The 17336-nt window shown below is 60.6% G+C and carries 18 protein-coding genes; 14 read left to right on the plus strand and 4 right to left on the minus strand.

Annotated elements, in window-relative coordinates:
- Positions 1 to 30: 30 nt before the first annotated feature.
- From paaI to ACOQOQ_RS06030, 6 genes are all read left to right on the plus strand, one after another.
- Entirely contained in the window at positions 31 to 465 is a 435-nt protein-coding gene (gene paaI / locus ACOQOQ_RS06005) for a hydroxyphenylacetyl-CoA thioesterase PaaI (protein WP_420569229.1), read from the plus strand.
- Positions 462 to 1655: a 3-oxoadipyl-CoA thiolase gene (pcaF, locus tag ACOQOQ_RS06010; RefSeq protein WP_420569230.1), complete on the plus strand. Its 1194-nt coding sequence runs from the start codon at positions 462 to 464 to the stop codon at positions 1653 to 1655. The genes paaI and pcaF overlap by 4 nt, the downstream gene beginning before the upstream one ends.
- Positions 1656 to 1696: 41 nt before the next feature.
- On the plus strand, positions 1697 to 3001 hold the full coding sequence (gene paaK / locus ACOQOQ_RS06015; protein WP_420569231.1) for a phenylacetate--CoA ligase PaaK: 1305 nt from the start codon (positions 1697 to 1699) through the stop codon (positions 2999 to 3001).
- Positions 3001 to 3576: a TetR/AcrR family transcriptional regulator gene (locus tag ACOQOQ_RS06020; RefSeq protein WP_420569232.1), complete on the plus strand. Its 576-nt coding sequence runs from the start codon at positions 3001 to 3003 to the stop codon at positions 3574 to 3576. The genes paaK and ACOQOQ_RS06020 overlap by 1 nt, the downstream gene beginning before the upstream one ends.
- Positions 3577 to 3656: 80 nt before the next feature.
- A complete protein-coding gene (locus ACOQOQ_RS06025) occupies positions 3657 to 4094 on the plus strand; it encodes a c-type cytochrome (RefSeq protein WP_420569233.1) in 438 nt (145 codons plus the stop codon).
- Positions 4095 to 4202: 108 nt separating this feature from the next.
- Positions 4203 to 5339 (plus strand): S-(hydroxymethyl)glutathione dehydrogenase/class III alcohol dehydrogenase, encoded by a 1137-nt coding sequence (locus ACOQOQ_RS06030; RefSeq protein WP_420569234.1) that lies wholly within the window; start codon positions 4203 to 4205, stop codon positions 5337 to 5339.
- A 32-nt stretch (positions 5340 to 5371) separates the two neighbouring features.
- Here ACOQOQ_RS06030 and ACOQOQ_RS06035 read toward each other — a convergent pair whose 3' ends face one another.
- Entirely contained in the window at positions 5372 to 5995 is a 624-nt protein-coding gene (locus tag ACOQOQ_RS06035; protein WP_420569235.1) for a TetR/AcrR family transcriptional regulator, read from the minus strand.
- Between the two features lie 125 nt (positions 5996 to 6120).
- Here ACOQOQ_RS06035 and mbfA point away from each other — a divergent pair, with 125 nt between their 5' ends.
- The 7 genes from mbfA to ACOQOQ_RS06070 are packed head-to-tail and all read left to right on the plus strand — an operon-like array spanning position 6121 to position 12366.
- The gene (mbfA, locus tag ACOQOQ_RS06040; protein ID WP_420569236.1) at positions 6121 to 7095 is read left to right on the plus strand and encodes an iron exporter MbfA; all 975 of its coding nucleotides are present in this window, start codon (positions 6121 to 6123) and stop codon (positions 7093 to 7095) included.
- Between the two features lie 52 nt (positions 7096 to 7147).
- Positions 7148 to 8071, plus strand: coding sequence for an AEC family transporter (locus tag ACOQOQ_RS06045; RefSeq protein WP_420569237.1), 924 nt, complete (start codon positions 7148 to 7150; stop codon positions 8069 to 8071).
- Positions 8072 to 8130: 59 nt separating this feature from the next.
- Entirely contained in the window at positions 8131 to 8964 is an 834-nt protein-coding gene (gene fghA, locus ACOQOQ_RS06050) for an S-formylglutathione hydrolase (protein ID WP_420569238.1), read from the plus strand.
- Between the two features lie 3 nt (positions 8965 to 8967).
- Positions 8968 to 10392: a Si-specific NAD(P)(+) transhydrogenase gene (gene sthA, locus ACOQOQ_RS06055; protein ID WP_420569239.1), complete on the plus strand. Its 1425-nt coding sequence runs from the start codon at positions 8968 to 8970 to the stop codon at positions 10390 to 10392.
- On the plus strand, positions 10389 to 10838 hold the full coding sequence (locus ACOQOQ_RS06060) for a YaiI/YqxD family protein (protein WP_420569240.1): 450 nt from the start codon (positions 10389 to 10391) through the stop codon (positions 10836 to 10838). The genes sthA and ACOQOQ_RS06060 overlap by 4 nt, the downstream gene beginning before the upstream one ends.
- Positions 10835 to 11452 carry an HAD family hydrolase gene (locus tag ACOQOQ_RS06065; protein WP_420569241.1) on the plus strand — a complete coding sequence of 206 codons (618 nt, stop codon included), beginning with the start codon at positions 10835 to 10837 and terminating at the stop codon, positions 11450 to 11452. Before ACOQOQ_RS06060 ends, ACOQOQ_RS06065 begins: the two co-directional genes overlap by 4 nt.
- On the plus strand, positions 11449 to 12366 hold the full coding sequence (locus tag ACOQOQ_RS06070; protein ID WP_420569242.1) for an ornithine cyclodeaminase family protein: 918 nt from the start codon (positions 11449 to 11451) through the stop codon (positions 12364 to 12366). The genes ACOQOQ_RS06065 and ACOQOQ_RS06070 overlap by 4 nt, the downstream gene beginning before the upstream one ends.
- On the opposite strand, the gene ACOQOQ_RS06075 is transcribed toward ACOQOQ_RS06070, so the two are convergent.
- On the minus strand, positions 12363 to 13604 hold the full coding sequence (locus tag ACOQOQ_RS06075) for an MFS transporter (RefSeq protein ID WP_420569243.1): 1242 nt from the start codon (positions 13602 to 13604) through the stop codon (positions 12363 to 12365). The genes ACOQOQ_RS06070 and ACOQOQ_RS06075 overlap by 4 nt on opposite strands.
- Before the next feature lie 120 nt (positions 13605 to 13724).
- On the opposite strand from ACOQOQ_RS06075, the gene zapE reads away from it, so the two are divergent.
- Positions 13725 to 14786 (plus strand): cell division protein ZapE, encoded by a 1062-nt coding sequence (gene zapE, locus ACOQOQ_RS06080; protein WP_420569244.1) that lies wholly within the window; start codon positions 13725 to 13727, stop codon positions 14784 to 14786.
- A gap of 315 nt (positions 14787 to 15101) precedes the next feature.
- Here zapE and ACOQOQ_RS06085 read toward each other — a convergent pair whose 3' ends face one another.
- Together ACOQOQ_RS06085 and accD are read right to left on the minus strand one after the other, a co-directional pair.
- Complete coding sequence (locus tag ACOQOQ_RS06085) at positions 15102 to 16376, minus strand: bifunctional folylpolyglutamate synthase/dihydrofolate synthase (protein WP_420569245.1); 1275 nt, start codon at positions 16374 to 16376, stop codon at positions 15102 to 15104.
- A complete protein-coding gene (gene accD, locus ACOQOQ_RS06090; RefSeq protein WP_420569246.1) occupies positions 16373 to 17299 on the minus strand; it encodes an acetyl-CoA carboxylase, carboxyltransferase subunit beta in 927 nt (308 codons plus the stop codon). Before accD ends, ACOQOQ_RS06085 begins: the two co-directional genes overlap by 4 nt.
- Positions 17300 to 17336: the final 37 nt, after the last annotated feature.

The following is a 17336-nucleotide window of genomic DNA, read 5'->3' on the forward strand; positions in this document are numbered from 1 at the left end:
CTTGAATCGCGAATGGGAGGATTTGCCGAAATGACACCGCAACAGCGCGCCGAGCGCAGTGCCGCAGCGATGTGGGCCAAGGACGTGGCCAGCCAGGCTGCGGGCATGATTCTGCAAGAAATCGGGCCTGGCCGCGCCGTGCTGACCATGCCGGTGCGCGAGGATTTCCTGAACGGGCATCGCATCTGCCACGGCGGGTACATCTTTACCCTGGCAGATTCGGCCTTTGCCTTCGCATGCAACAGTTACAATCGGTTGGTGGTGGCGCAGGAAAACTCGATCACGTTTCTGTCCCCCGGCGAGCCGGACGAGGTTTTGACCGCCCACGCCCAAGAGGTCGCGATGACGGGCAGGTCAGGGGTTTATGACGTCACCGTCACTGGCGGCGACGGACGCAAGGTCGCCCTTTTCCGGGGTCTGTCCCGGCAGATAAAGGGTCAGCATTTCGAGGAGAGCGAAGAATGAGAGACGCATATTTGTGCGAGGGTCTGCGGACCGCGATCGGCCGCTATGGGGGGACGCTCAGCTCGGTTCGTCCCGATGACATGCTGGCACATGTGATTCGCGAGGTGACCTCGCCCTTCGACGGGCTGCAGGTGGACGAAGTGATCATGGGCAACGCTAATGGCGCGGGCGAAGATAACCGCAACGTCGCCCGCATGTCCGCGCTGCTGGCCGGGCTGGGCGAGGGCGTGCCGGGCACCACGATGAACCGCCTGTGCGGCTCGGGTCTGGATGCGATCGGCACCGCCGCGCGTGCTGTGAAATGTGGCGAGGCCGAGGTGGTGATTGCGGGCGGTGTGGAATCCATGTCGCGCGCACCCTTCGTGCAAGGCAAGGCCACCAGTGCCTTTTCCCGCAAGGCCGAGATTTACGACACAACAATCGGTTGGCGGTTCGTGAACAAGGCAATGCACAAACAATTTGGCACCGATTCCATGCCCGAAACGGCCGAAAACGTGGCCGCCGATTTCAACATCAGCCGCGAGGATCAGGACGCGTTTGCCCTGCGCTCGCAAGAGCGGGCGGCGGCGGCGATTGCCTCGGGCCGTTTGGCGCGCGAGATCACCCCGGTGACGATCCCACAGCGGCGCGGCGACGACATCGTGTTCGACACGGATGAACATCCGCGCATGTCCTCGCTGGAGAAGCTGGCGAAACTGCCCACGCCCTTCCGCGAAGGTGGCAGCGTGACAGCGGGCAATGCCAGTGGCGTGAATGACGGCGCTGCGGCGTTGATCGTGGCCAGCAAGGAAGCGGTCGAGAAATATGGTCTGACGCCCAAGGCACGGATCGTGTCGATGGCCACCGTGGGCGTGCCGCCCCGGATCATGGGCATCGGCCCGGCCCCAGCGACGCAGGCCTTGCTGGATCGTCACGGGCTGAAAATCAGCGACGTCGATTTTCTGGAACTGAACGAGGCATTTGCCGCGCAGGGTCTGGCCTCGATGCGGCAGCTGGGTTTGCCGGATGATGCGGATCACGTGAACCCGAACGGCGGTGCAATTGCCTTGGGTCACCCTCTGGGCATGTCCGGCGCACGCTTGGCGCTGACGGCCTCGATCAACATGGTGGATGCGGGTGCGAAACGCGCGATCTGCACCATGTGTATTGGCGTGGGGCAGGGCATCGCACTGATGCTGGAATCCGTCTGAGCCAATAAACCATACGACACCGTTTAGTGGAGGAACGTGTCATGAAAGATCTCTCGCCTAAACCCGGCGATCTGGAGCCGATCGAAACCGCCTCGCGGGATGAGATCGCAGCCCTGCAATTGCAGCGCATGAAATGGTCGTTGAAGCACGCCTATGACAACGTGCCCTTCTACCGGAACAGTTTTGATCAGGCGGGGGTGCATCCCGACGATCTGAACTCGTTGGCGGATCTGGCCAAGTTTCCGTTCACGGTTAAGCAGGACTTGCGGGACAACTATCCCTTTGGTCTGTTCGCCGTCCCGCGTGAGCAGATCGCGCGGGTGCATGCGTCCTCAGGCACAACAGGGCAGCCGACGGTAGTGGGCTATACCAAGAACGACCTGTCCATGTGGGCCGATGTTGTGGCACGGTGCATGCGGGCCTCGGGGCTACGGGCGGGGGATGTTCTGCACAACGCCTATGGCTATGGGCTGTTCACCGGCGGTCTGGGCGTGCATGGCGGGGCCGAGCGCGCGGGCCTGACCGTGGTTCCGGTGTCCGGCGGGATGACCCAGCGCCAGGTACGCTTGATCGAGGATTTCCGCGCCGATGGCATCACAGTGACTCCGTCCTATGCGCTGTCCATTCTGGATGAATACGCCGCGCAGGGGCTGGACCCACGTGACAGCCCGCTGAAAGTGGGCATTTTTGGCGCCGAACCTTGGACCAACGCGATGCGCCGCGAGATCGAGGACGCTTTCGACATGCACGCGGTTGACATCTATGGCCTGTCCGAGGTGATCGGCCCCGGTGTTGCCAATGAATGCGTGGAAACCAAGGACGGGCTGCACATCTGGGAGGATCACTTCTATCCCGAGATTATCGACCCGAATACGGGCGAGGTGCTGCCAGATGGCGAATTGGGAGAGCTGGTCTTTACCTCGCTCACCAAAGAGGGGTTCCCGATCATCCGGTACCGTACCCGCGATCTGACCCGCCTGTTGCCGGGCACCGCTCGGTCCATGCGGCGGATGGAAAAGATCACCGGCCGCAGCGACGACATGATCATCCTGCGCGGCGTGAACGTCTTCCCGACCCAGATCGAAGAACAGCTGATGGACGTGCCTGCGCTTGCGCCGCATTTCCAGATTGAACTCAGCCGCCCAGACCGGATGGACGTGATGACTGTGCACGTGGAAATGGCCGAGGATGGCGGCGATCCCGAGGCTGCGGCGCGCGCCCTGTCAGGCAAGATCAAGTCGAATGTCGGCATCAGTGCCAAAGTCGATGTGGCAAGGGCTGGCCAAGTGGCCCGGTCCGAGGGTAAAGCGGTGCGCATCATCGACAACCGCCCCAAGGAGAGCTGATGGCCCGCGGACTGGCACGCGATCACGACGAAAAACGTGCGGCCCTGCGCAAAGGGGCCGCCGCCTATTTCGCCGCGCATGGATTCGACCGCGCCAGCATGACCGGTGCGGCGAAATCCTGTGGTGTGTCCAAAGCGCTGATCTATCACTATTGGTCGTCCAAAGAGGATCTGCTGTTCGACATTCTGGATGATCACCTGGGGCAGCTGTTGGATCAGGTGCAGGCCTCTGAGGGCGAAGGGCTAGGCAAGCTGATTGAGGCTATTCTGACCGCCTATGAGGACGCAGATGCCGAGCATAAGCTGCAGATCGACGCCCTGGAAATCCTGCCCGAGGACAAGAAGGCACCTTTGATCGCAACGCAGCGCGAACTGGTCGAGATCATGGGCACCTCGGTGCTGCAGGTGCAACCCACTCTGGCCAGCGACGCCGAGCGCCTTCGCGCAGCCACGATGACCGTGTTTGCTATTCTGAACTGGTTCTACATGTGGCACCGCCCCGGCAAGGGGATCAGCCGCGCCGAGTATGTGGTCCTGGCTACGGACTTTGTTGTCGGTGGTTTGCGCGCTTTGTAAGTTCACGAAAATCTCACTTGCTTCGCGCGGTCGGCTGGGCTGGGATGCGTGCAAACTCGGTTTGCAGCAGGAGTGACATTATGAGTATCAAGACAATCGCCACGGTCGGCATCATCCTGACCGCCAGCGCAGCTTTGGCCCATAGCGGCGTCAAGGATCCGAACGTAATGGCCCGCATGAACCTGATGGGCGAAGTCAAAGACAACATGGGTGTGCTGGGCGGTATGGCCAAGGGCAAGATGGCGTTTGACGCGGACAAAGCTGCCATGGCCAAGGCCGGTCTAATCGCCAACGCGCAGGCCATACCTGCGGCGTTCGAGATTAACGCGATGGATCCCAAATCCGAAGCCTTGCCCGCAATCTGGGAAAACTGGGAAGACTTCGTCACCAAGGCCAGCGCCATGGAAGCAGCGGTAGGCGCGCTTGATGTCAGCTCGGCCGAGGCGATCCAGGGCGGCCTGCGCTCGGTCGGCGGCAGCTGCGGCGGCTGCCACAAGTCCTATCGCATCGACAAATAAGAATGCGAGCCTATGCGCCATTTTGTTGTGGCGCATAGCAATATCCTCTTCCTATAGTGCGCCCCAGAAGCCGCAGGAATTATGCGGCCATTTTTGGGAGAGATTTGGATGCGTACAAAGGCAGCCGTTGCCCTTGAGGCCGGCAAACCGCTGGAAATTATGGAAGTGAACCTGGAAGGCCCCAAAGCGGGCGAGGTTCTGGTGGAAATCAAGGCAACGGGTCTGTGCCACACGGACGAGTTCACCCGTTCGGGTGCCGACCCCGAGGGTCTGTTCCCCTCGATCCTAGGTCACGAGGGCGCGGGCGTTGTGCTTGAGGTCGGCGAGGGCGTCACCACGCTGAAGCCGGGCGATCACGTTATCCCGCTCTACACGCCCGAATGTCGCGAATGCCACGCGTGCCTGTCCGGCAAGACCAACCTGTGCACCGCTATTCGCGGCACGCAAGGTCAGGGCCTGATGCCTGACGGGACCACCCGTTTTTCGATGCTGGATGGCACGCCGATCTATCACTACATGGGCTGTTCGACCTTCGCCAATCACACCGTGATGCCCGAGATCGCGCTGGCTAAGGTGCGTGATGACGCGCCCTTCGACAAGATCTGCTATATCGGCTGCGGCGTGACCACTGGTATCGGGGCTGTCATCAACACGGCAGGCGTGAAGATCGGCGAAACCGCAGCGGTGTTCGGTCTGGGCGGTATAGGTCTGAACGTGATCCAGGGCCTGCGCATGGCCGGCGCGGACAAGATCATCGGGGTCGACTTGAACGACGACAAAGCCGAGATGGCCAAGAAGTTTGGCATGACCCATTTCGTGAACCCGTCCAAGCTGCCCGAGGGCCAATCGACCGTCGAAGCGATCATCGAGCTGACCAAGACCGAGAAGGATCAGTTTGGCGGCGTGGATTACTCGTTCGACGCCACCGGCAACGTGCAGGTGATGCGCGATGCGCTGGAATGTTCGCACCGTGGTTGGGGCGTGTCCGTGATCATCGGCGTGGCACCTGCCGGGGCCGAGATCAGCACCCGCCCGTTCCAACTGGTCACCGGCCGCGTCTGGAAGGGCACCGCTTTTGGCGGCGCCAAAGGCCGGACGGATGTGCCCAAGTTCGTGGATTGGTACATGGACGGCAAGATCGAGATCGACCCCATGATCACTCATAAGCTGACTTTGGAACAGATCAACGAAGGCTTCGATCTGATGCACGAAGGCAAATCGATCCGAGCTGTTGTAGAGTATTAACAGACCCTCTGGGCGGGCCTTTATGGCCCGTCCTATTCAGTGCCGTAACGCGCCAGAAAGGTTTCAACGGCACCCAGAGCCACGCGGTCGGTTTCTTCCGTGGTGAAGCTGCTGGAAATGCCAAATACCGCCCGCGCAAAGATATCCGCCTTGCACAGCTCAAGGAATTGATCGGCGGCCAGTGTCATGTCCGAGATCCTCAGCTCGCCCCTCGTCTGCGCCTCGGTCAGAAAGTCGATCAGGTGTCCGCGCGCCGCTGCCGGGCCTGATTCATAGAATTTGCGTCCCAGTTCAGGAAAACGATCAGCCTCGGCGACGCAGACCCGGAAAATCCGTTGCGAAAACCGAGTCGTGAAAATGGTGATCATCTGGCGCGCGGCCATGGTCAGAACATCGCGCACCGGGGCCGTGCGGTCGATCATCGCCAAGGTGTCCACGGCCTGACGATTGCACTCGGCGCTGGCGACCTCCATGAACAGCAGCTGTTTGTCAGGGAAATAGCTGTAAAGGGTCGCCTTGGACACGCTGGCCGCTTTGGCGATGTCATCCACGCTGGCGCCTTCGAATCCGTCGCGCATGAACACGTCACGGGCCCCGGACAGGACCTGATCGAACTTCCGTCCGGTGCGTTTGATGGGCTTCGAGGCTTGATCCACGTGTGCATCCTGCGGTTAGATCAAGTAACTATAAACTAATCGGTTTAGTTTCATCAAGGCACACTGCAGCCTTGAATGTGTTCCGGACTTTGATATATTAGAACCATTCTAAAAATGGGGATGACATGCGCTTTTTACCGCAACGCAAGCGTTTCAAGGATTTGACTGAACAGGAAGTTCTGGCCTTGGCGATCTCGTCGGAAGAGGATGACGCCCGGATCTATCGCGGTTATGCCCAGCGGCTGCGCGAAGAGTTTCCCGAAACCGCCAAGGTGTTTGACGGCATGGCCGCCGAAGAAGATGAACACCGCAAGCGTCTGATCGATCTGCACACCGACCGGTTTGGCGCGGTGATTCCCCTGATCCGCCGCGAGCATGTGGCCGGGTATATCTCGCGCCGGCCCATCTGGCTGGTCGAAAACCTGGGATTGGAACAGATCCGCGCCGAAGCTGCGCAGATGGAGGCTCAGGCCGAGGCGTTTTATTTGGCCGCAGCTGACCGGACCTCTGACGCGGCGACGCGCAAGTTGCTGGGTGATCTGGCCGCCGCCGAGGCTGGCCACCAACATGCCGCTGACACACTGGCGGAAACTCATCTTACACATGACGCGCGTGAGGCCGAGGATCGCAGCGCCCACCGCAAGTTTATCCTGACCTGGGTGCAGCCGGGACTGGCGGGGTTGATGGATGGCTCGGTTTCCACACTGGCCCCGATCTTTGCTGCCGCCTTTGCCACGCAGGACACCTGGAACACCTTTCTTGTGGGGCTTGCGGCATCGGTTGGCGCGGGTATTTCGATGGGCTTTACCGAAGCGGCCTCGGACGACGGAGAGCTGTCGGGGCGCGGATCGCCTGTAAAGCGCGGCGTCGCTTCGGGGGTGATGACCACGCTGGGCGGGTTGGGTCACGCGCTGCCCTACCTGATCCCCGATTTCTGGACCGCAACGATCACTGCCATCATCGTTGTGTTCTTCGAGCTGTGGGCCATCGCCTGGATTCAGAACAAGTACATGGACACACCGTTTTTCCGCGCGGCCTTTCAGGTTGTGCTGGGGGGCGCGCTGGTCTTTGCTGCGGGTGTGTTGATCGGTTCGGGCTAGGGGGCAAAGATACGGTCTATGACCGCGCGGTATGTCCTGCTAGGCAAGGTGCATGGTCGATATCTTTCTCAAGACACTGCCGTTCTTTGCAATCATCGCCTTGGGTTATGGCGCTGGACGGACACGGTTTTTCCCCGAAGAGGCAACAGCATGGCTGACGCGGTTCGTGTTCTACTTTGCGCTTTCCGCGATGCTGTTCCGTTTTTCGGCAAACCTTTCCCTGCGCGAGGTGTTCGATCTGCCCTTCGTGCTGGCCTACCTGTGCGGCACGGGCGCGGTGTATCTGCTTGCAACAGCCGTTGCGCTGATCCGTAAACGCGGCATCGAAGAAGCTGCGGTCGAGGCGCAATGCGCGGTGATCGGCAATGTCGGGTTCCTGGGTGTGCCCATGCTTGTGCTGCTGATGGGCGAGCAGGCGATCGGTCCGGTGATGCTGGTGCTGGCGGTTGATCTGGTGGTGTTCGGCAGCCTGATCGTGATCCTGATCACAGGGGCACGCGATGGGCGGATGTCCCTTGGAATTTTGCGAACGGTCGGGCTGGGTCTTTTGCGCAATCCGATGATTGTCTCGATCAGTTTGGGGCTGGCCTGGTCGGCGGCCAAACTGCCCATCCCCGTGCCATTGAACGAGTTCGTCTCGATCCTTGGCGCAGCGGCGACGCCCGGCGCGTTGTTTGCGATCGGGGCTTCGCTGGCGTCAAAGTCGGCCGAAAGGATGGCTGTCGCAGGTTGGCTGACCGGGGCCAAGCTGGTGTTACATCCGGTTGCGGTGGCGGTGGCCGCGCTGATGCTGTTTCCGGTGGACAGGTACGCGGCCAGTGTGATGATTGCCGCCGCCGCTTTGCCGGTCGCGGGGAACGTCTATATCCTTGCCCAGCATTATGGCGTCGCGCCGCACCGGGTATCTGCCTCGATATTAATCTCGACGGCGTTAAGCGTTTTCACCGTTTCGCTTGTGATCGCATTAGTCGGCTGAACCCCTTGTCCGCAGCCTGTCCCTGCGTTAGCCAGTGGACGACTAAACTGGAGAGTGCCATGGACGTAATATCCGAAAACCGTTGTTTTGGGGGCGTGCAGGGCGTGTACAAGCACGCAGGCCATTCCACGAATTGTGACATGACCTTTGGCCTGTTTTTGCCCGAAGAGGCCGAGCACGCGCCGGTACCCGTATTGTGGTACCTGTCTGGGCTGACCTGCACCCATGAAAACGCGATGGTCAAGGCCGGTGCGCAGGCATGGGCGGCCGAGCAGGGGATCGCGCTGGTCTTTCCCGACACCTCTCCGCGCGGTGAAGGCGTGGCCGATGATCCCAGCTATGATTTGGGCCAGGGCGCCGGGTTCTATGTGAACGCCACGCAAGCCCCTTGGGCACCGCACTTTCAGATGTGGGATTACATCGCGGACGAGCTGCCCCAGATCGTGACGGCCAATTTCAACATCGACGAAGAGCGCCAGTCCATCACCGGCCATTCAATGGGCGGCCACGGGGCGCTGACACTGGCGATGGGGCTGCCGGGGCGGTTCCGGTCTGTCTCGGCTTTCTCGCCGATTTGTCATCCGACCGCGGGCGATTGGGGACGCAAACAGCTAAGCGCCTATCTGGGCGACGACGAAGCGGCCTGGGCCCGGCATGACGCAAGCGTTATGATGCAAGAGGTCGGGCTGGATATTCCCCTGCTGGTCGATACTGGCAGTGCGGATCAGTTCATTGACCTGTTGATGCCCGAAACACTGGCCGAGGCCGTGATGAAGCGCCGCTTGCCCGCCGATCTGCGCCTGCAGAAGGACTATGACCACAGCTATTTCTTTGTTTCCAGCTTCATGGAGGACCACGTGAGCTTCCATGCCGAAGCTCTTTATGCGGACTAAGCCATGACCCAATACGACCTTATCATCATAGGATCGGGACCTGCTGGGCGCTCGGCTGCCATTCAGGCGGGTAAATTGAAACGTCGCGTGCTGGTGATCGACCGGCGCGACCAGCTGGGTGGGGTGTCAGTGCACACCGGCACCATCCCTTCAAAGACTCTGCGCGAAACGGTGCTGAACCTGTCCGGCTGGCGCGAGCGCAGCTTTTACGGCCGGGCCTACCGGGTGAAGGAAGATATCGAGGCGCAGGACCTGAAATCCCGTTTGCACAAGACGCTGGATTACGAGGTCGACAACCTTGAGCACCAGTTCAACCGCAACCACGTGGAAACCCTGAACGGATTTGCCCGTTTCATTGGTCCCAACGAGATCGAGGTAGCCACCGAAGCTGGCGAAACCATGCGCCTGACTGCGGACAAGTTTCTGATTTCGACCGGAACGAAAACCCACCGCCCGTCCAACGTGCCTTTCAACGGTGCCACCGTTGTGGACAGCGACGAATTCCTGGAGCTGGCGCAAATCCCGCGCAGCCTTATCGTGGTGGGCGCGGGCGTGATCGGAGTGGAATACGCCACCATGTTCTCGGCCCTGGACGTTCGGGTAACGCTGATCGAACCGCGCGAAACGTTCCTGGATTTCATCGACAAGACGATCATCCATGAATTCACCCATCAAATTCGCGACAATGGCGTGGATCTGCGGCTTGGATCAGCCATCGACAAGGTCGAGGACGCGGGCGAACACGTCGAGGTGACGCTGGAAAACGGCCGCCATGTTCGCGCTGAAATGCTGTTGTTCGCGGCTGGCCGTGTGGGTGCGACGGACAGGTTGAACCTCGAGGTGCTGGGCCTTGAAACCGACCACCGCGGCCGGATCGAGGTGGACCGCAAGACCTATCAGACCGCCGTGCCGCATATCTATGCCGCGGGCGACGTGATCGGGCACCCCTCGTTGGCCTCGACCTCGGTGCAACAGGGTCGCGTGGCTGCGTGCCATGCGCTGGACACGCCCACGCTGCCCGAAAGCCCGTGGTTCCCCTATGGCATCTACTCTGTCCCAGAAGTGTCCACCTGCGGCATGTCCGAGGAAGAGCTGCAAGAACGCGGTATCCCTTACGAGGTCGGCGTGGCCCGTTTCCGCGAAACCTCGCGCGGGCATATCATGGGGTTGGAACACGGGATGCTGAAGATGCTGTTCAGCCTGAAAACCCGCCGGGTGCTGGGCGTTCAGATCGTGGGCGAAGGTGCGACCGAGCTGATCCACATTGCCCAGGCCGTGCTGAACCTGAAAGGGACGGTGGATTACTTCGTGCAGAACACCTTCAACTATCCCACGCTGGCCGAGGCCTATAAGATCGCGGGCCTGGATGCCTTCAACCGCATGCCTATCCCCGAGGAATACAAGGTCAAGCGAAAGCAAAAGAAGTGACAACGCTTTACGTCGACGCCGATGCCTGTCCCGTCAAGGCCGAGGCCGAAAAGGTCGCGACCCGGCACAAGGTGCCCGTGAAACTGGTGTGCAACGGGGGCATTCGGCCCTCGGCCAATCCGCTTGTGGAAACGGTGATCGTACCCGAGGGGCCGGATGTTGCTGACATGTGGATCGCAGATCGCGCCGGGCCGGGGGACGTGGTGATCACTGGCGACATCCCACTGGCCGCAAAATGCGTCGAGGCTGGCGCGCAGGTTCTGAAACACGATGGGGAATCGCTGACCCAGGCCAACATCGGCAACGCGTTGGCGATGCGCGATTTGATGTATGATCTCCGAGCGGCGGACCCGTTTCGTCAGGGTGGTGGCAAGGGGTTTTCAAAAGCTGATCGGTCGCGTTTTCTTGACGCGTTGGAGCGGACGCTGAGAAAGGCCAAGGCATGATCCAAGCCGTTGTCTGGGATCTGGGCAGGGTCCTGATCGAGTTCGACCCCGAGGCGTTCTATGACCGCGAAATCGGCGAAACCCGCCGCAAGCAGTTGTTTCAGGCTGTCGATCTGCACGCCTATAACCTGCGCGTGGACGAAGGCGAACCACTGCTGGAAACTTTTCAAGAGGCAGCCCGTGCAGCCCCGGAATTTACCACCGAGATCATGTTCTGGGCCACCCGATGGATCGAAATGGCCAGCCCCTCGATCCCGGGCTCTGTTGCTCTGCTCGAGCAGCTTAAGGCGCAGGGTACCCGTCTGCTGGCCCTGACCAATTTCGGCGTGGATACATTTGAAATCGCCAGCGCGCACTATCCGTTTCTGGGGCTGTTCGACGAGCTTTATGTCTCGGGCCGCTTGAAACAGATAAAACCCGACGCCGGCATCTATGATGCGCTGGAACAAGGCTGCGGGTTGCCCCCCGAAAGCCTGTTGTTCACTGATGACCGGCCCGAAAATATCGCCGCTGCGGCCGCACGTGGTTGGAAAACCCACCTGTTCGAAGGCCCGCAAGGTTGGGCCGATTGCTTGGCGCACCACGGCGTATTACCAGAGGAGACACCCGCATGAGCTTTCCCATCATTCCTTTTGACGAGGGCGAAAAGCTGCTGGATTGGATCGGCCTGACGCAAGCTTTGGCAGCGGGACACAAATTGCCCAAGGCCGAGATCGCGGACAGCTTCCTGTATCGCGGCAAGGACACGCTGCTGAATCGGGCCGCATGGATCGACGGGATGGGTCTTGCGGTGAAATCGGCCACCGTGTTTCCGGGCAATCCGGCCGCTGGCAAAGGCATGGTGAACGGCGGTGTGAATCTGTACGCGGACAGCGACGGCATGCTCGAGGCGCTGGTCGATTTCCACCTGGTCACCAAGTGGAAAACCGCCGGAGACAGCCTGCTGGCAGCCACCCGTCTGGCCCGACCGGACAGCCGCAAGATTCTGGTTCTGGGGGCGGGCACGGTTGGGCGCTCGTTGGTGCAGGCCTATTCGGCGGCCTTTCCGCAGGCTGAGTTTTCGATTTGGAACCGGACGATCGCCAAAGCCGCTGACTTTGCCGCTGAATTCCCGGGCATGACCGTGGCCGAGAATCTGGCCAGCGCGGTTTCCGACGCAGATATCATCACCAGCGCCACCATGAGCACCGAGCCTTTCATTCAGGGTGATTGGTTGCGTCCGGGTCAGCATCTTGACTTGATTGGTGCCTACCGGCCTGACATGCGCGAGGCAGATGATACCGCGATTACACGCGCGCGGGTTTTCGTGGACAGCTTTGATACCACGATTGGCCACATAGGCGAGATCAACATCCCTCTGGAAAATGGATTGATCACGCGCGAGGACATGGTGGCCGACTATTATGATCTGGACAAGTTCGTTCGCCAAAGCGACGACGAGATCACCTTGTTCAAGAACGGTGGTGGCGCGCATCTGGACCTGATGACCAGCCGCTACATCCTGGATCGCTGGAACGCGGCCCGTTAGGCTGCCGCTGGGGCGCGCCGGCTTTCGCGGATGGGCAGGTGGATCAGGGCCGAGAAGGCTCCGACGCCAACGCCGACCCACCACACCGCAGTGTAGTCGCCATAGATGTCATACATCCGGCCGCCCAGCCACACACCCAGGAAGCTGCCCAGCTGGTGGCTGAAGAACACGATCCCGTACAGCGTGCCCATGTAACGCAGGCCATAGATATGCGCGACCAGCCCGCTGGTTAGCGGCACCGTAGCCAGCCACAGCGTTCCCATGGTCACCGAGAAAATCACCACCGAGGCTGGCGTCATGGGCATCATGATGAACACCGCCGCGATCAATGTGCGCAGGGTATAGATCCCCGTCAGAATGTATTTCTTGGGCATCCGGTTGCCCAACCAGCCGGCAAACAGCGTGCCCACAATATTCGCCGCCCCGATGATCGACAGCGAAACCGCCCCCAGGGCCGAGGTCGTGCCCACGCCCAGTGCCGCCAAAATGCTGCCGTCGGCGATAGGGCCGCACATCTCGGTTACGAAGGCAGGGAAATGCGCGGTGACAAAGCTCAGCTGGTAGCCGCACGAGAAAAACCCAAGGAAGATCATTGTATAGCTGGGGTCCTTGAACGCCTTCGTCAGGATTGCGCCCAGACTTTCCTCCAGCTCGGCCTTGCTGGCGGGGGGCGCTGCCGTGCGCATCATCGGCAAGCAGGCCAGAACCAGGGTGATCATGGCCGCGAATACCAGGAAAACATCCTGCCAGCTCATGAAGCCCAGCAACCATTCAGCCAGTGGCGCGCCGACAACCTGTCCGGCCGAGCCCATCGCAGCGGTGATCGCCAGCGCCATCGAGCGGTTTTCATCCGAGGCTGCGCGCCCCACAACCGCCAGGATCACACCGAAACCCGTGCCCGCAATACCAAAGCCAACCAGCACTTCGTACATCTGGTGGGCCAGCGGTGAAACGGCAAAGGACGACAGTACCAGCCCCGCCGCATAGACCAACGCCCCCAGGACAATGGCCTTGCGATCACCCATCTTTTCAGCCACGGCCCCAAAGATCGGCTGGCCAAACCCCCAGGCAAGGTTCTGAATGGCAATGGCCAGCGAAAATTCGGCCCGTGGCCAATTGAACTCAGTGGCAATCGGGATCTGGAAGACGCCGAAACTGGCACGAATTGCAAAGCTGACCAAGATGATCAGGCTGCCGGCAATCAGCACGGAATTGAACAAGGGTGCGCGCGTTTGCATTGGGGTCTCCTGTCGCAGAGTGCTAATTGATCGGACATTCATTTCCCGGTCAATCCAAGATTTGTTCACCAGCGCATCACTTTTCGTGACATCAGGCTGCAAGCGCGCTATGCGGTGCGCATGACGCGTATTCAGGATATATATCGCAACCGGGTCGACCAGGGCGACCTGCATGCAGACGACGCCCAAGAGGCCGTCCTGCCCGAGTTTGAACGCATCCGGGACGAGCTGTCGAAGCCCGTGAAGAAGGGTCTTTTCCGTAAGGCTCCCCCGCCGCCCAAGGGGCTTTATCTGTGGGGTGGTGTCGGCCGGGGTAAGTCCATGCTGATGGATCTGTTCGTCGAACAGCTTACGGTGCCCGCGCGCCGGGTCCATTTCCACGCCTTCATGCAGGAAATTCATGCCTCGATGCACGAGGCCCGTCAAAACGGGGTCGAAGACGCACTGGCACCGGTCGCAAACGATGTTGCCTCGACAGTTAAGGTGCTGGCTTTTGACGAGATGCAGATCACAGATATCACCGATGCGATGATCGTCGGCCGTCTGTTCGAGATCTTGTTCGCCAAGGGCGTTGTTGTCGTCACCACCTCGAACCGGGTGCCGGATGATCTGTACAAGAATGGCCTGAACCGCCAATTGTTCCTGCCGTTCATCGAGATCATCAAAGAGCAGATGGTCGTATGGGAGATGATCTCGCCTCGCGATTATCGCCAGGACCGATTGAAAGGTGCGCCGGTCTATTTTGCCCCGATTAACGACGACAGCCGCCAAAAGCTGCGCGAAGTATGGGAGCATCTGTCGGGCGGAGAGGCTGATCCGCTGGTGCTGAAAGTCAAAGGCCGAGACGTGACGCTGCCCGCTTTTAGAAACGGCGTGGCCCGCGCGAGTTTTTACGATTTGTGCGGCAAGATGCTGGGGCCGGGGGATTATCTAGCCGTGGCAGATGCGGTGAAAGTACTGGTGCTGGAAGGCATTCCGCGCTTGGGGCGCAGTAACTTCAACGAGGCCAAACGATTTGTGACCCTGATTGACGCGCTCTATGAAGCGAAAGTCCGCCTGATTTGCTCGGCTGCGGATGAACCCGAGAGTCTGTATATCGAGGGCGAAGGTGTGTTCGAGTTCGAGCGTACGGCCAGCCGCCTGCGTGAAATGCAGGCCGAGGACTGGGCTGCCGACGCCTGACCCAATTGATCCAAAGGAGCGCGCTGCGCGCGCGCTTTATATCTCGGCTCGAACCTACGGTTCGTTCCTCGGGGTTGGCGTCTGGACGCTACTGTCTTGTTTCTCTTGAGGCGTGGGGCATGCCTAAAAGAAAAAGGGGGTCGTTGGATCGACCCCTCTTTTTATCCTGCCTGTTTTACCTGTCGTGCCGGACGCCGCGTATCTGGCGTCAACGGATGGTGGCGTGCCACCAGCGAATGCCTTGGGGTGACCTTAAGCGAATCGGTGCGAATCAGTCAACAGGAAGTGATTCGAATTGTTCGAATCGCCTTTGCTTCAGCCGTTTTCGCGCAGGATAGCTCCGGCGAGGTAGAGGGACCCACAGATCAGGATGCGTGCGTTCGGCACGGTTTGGGTGATCTGGCGGATAGCCGTTTCCACGTCAGGACCGGAGATTGCGGATATGCCAGCCTTGATTGCCGCCTTTGCGGTGGTTTCGGCGGGCAGGGTGTTTGCCTCTCCGGGGATCGAGACCGCGGTCAGCGCGGTGACATATGGGGCCATCGGGCTGAGGTAACCGCCGATGTCCTTGGTGTTGAGCATCCCGCAAACCAGGTAGGTATCGCGTTTGGGCAGGCTGGAAAGGTGCGTGGCAAGCGCTTGGCCTGCGGCGGCGTTGTGACCGCCGTCCAGCCAAAGCTCGGCATCGGGGGCGGCTTGGACCAGCGGGCCGGTTTTCAGGCGCTGCATCCGGGCGGGCCAGTGGGCCTGGGTCACGGCAGCCTCGGCGGCGGTTTCGTTTTTCCCAAGGTGGCGCAGGGCGGCAATAGCGGCGCCTGCATTCTGGATCTGGTGGGCGCCGGGCAGGTTGGGCAGGGGCAAATCCAGCAGGCCTGTTTCATCCTGATAGATCAGGCGTCCGCGTTCCTCGTAGACATGCCAGTGCTGGCCGTAGGCGATCAGGGGCGCGCCCAGACGGGCGGCCTGGGCCTCAATAACGTCCATCGCCTCGTCCTGCTGAGGGCCGACGACGCAGGGAATACCGCGTTTGATGATCCCCGCCTTTTCCCCGGCAATTTTGTCCAGGGTGTTGCCCAGGAATTGTTCATGGTCGATCGAGACCGAGGTGATGATGGTCAGCGCCGGGGTGTCCACGACATTGGTGGCGTCCAAGCGTCCGCCCAAGCCGACCTCGAGTAATGTGAAATCGGCAGGCGTGCGGGCAAAGGCCAGCAGGGCTGCGCAGGTCGTGATCTCGAAATAGGTGATGTTTTCGCCGTTGTTGGCGGCATAGCATTCGTCCAGAACCGCGGTCAGGTGGTCTTCGGAAATCAGCTGACCGGCCAGGCGGATGCGTTCGTGAAAGCGCGCCAGATGCGGCGAGGTATAGGCGTGAACGGTGTTGCCCGCAGCCTCTAGTCCCGCGCGGATCATCGCCTGGGTCGAGCCCTTGCCGTTGGTGCCCGCGATGTGGATCACGGGGGGCAGGCGATCCTGAGGATCGTCCAGCGCATGCAGCAGGCGCCACATGCGGTCCAGCGTCAGGTCGATGACCTTGGGGTGCAGCGCCATCATCCGATCAAGGATGGCGTCCGAGTTTTGCGCGCTCATTCGTCTGCGGCGGGCTCGGCTTGGGCCGGGGCGTCGGTGGCTTCGGGCGCGGGCAGGTCACCTTTGATCGCCGGGGGCATGTCCAGCAACATCCGGGTGATGGTGATCAGCTCGTCCTTCATCTGGGTGCGCGGGGTCACGCGGTCCAGCATGCCGTGGTCCAGCAAGTATTCGGCGCGCTGGAAGCCTTCGGGCAGTTTTTCACGAATGGTCTGTTCAATCACGCGCGGCCCGGCAAAGCAGATCAGGGCGTTGGGTTCTGCAATCTGAACATCACCCAGCATCGCATAGGACGCGGTGACGCCGCCGGTGGTGGGGTGTGTCAGAACGACGATATAGGGCAGGCCAGCCTCTTTCAGCATCTGGATCGCTACGGTGGTCCGAGGCATCTGCATCAAGCTTAGGATACCCTCTTGCATCCGCGCGCCACCTGCTGCCGAGAACAGGATCAGCGGGCGCTTCAATTCCACCGCTTTTTCCGCGGCGGCGATGATGGCGTTGCCGACATACATGCCCATAGAGCCACCCATGAAGCTGAAATCCTGGCACGCGGCCACGATCGGGGTGCGGCCCATTTCGCCGGCGCCGACCAGCATGGCCTCTTTCTCGCCGGTTTTTTTCTGCGCGGCTTTCATCCGGTCAGGGTATTTTTTCTGATCGCGGAAATGCAGCGGATCGGTAGTCGGTTCGGGAACCTCAACCTCAGAGAAAACGCCACCGTCGAAAAGATCGGCAAAACGCTCGCGCGGGGTGATGGCCATGTGATGCCCGCAGTTTGTGCAGACATTCAGGTTTTCCGACAGCTCGCGGTGAAACAGCATGGTGCCGCATCCGTCGCATTTGGTCCAAAGGTTCTCGGGCACTTCACGGCGCGAGAAGATCGAGTTGATGCGCGGACGGACGTAGTTGGTGATCCAGTTCATGCCAGAGGGCCCCAGTTTGCCGGTAGTTGCATCGTCA

Origin of the sequence: Thalassovita sp. (assembly GCF_965218685.1) — a bacterium.
Classification (GTDB): Bacteria; Pseudomonadota; Alphaproteobacteria; order Rhodobacterales; family Rhodobacteraceae; genus Thalassobius.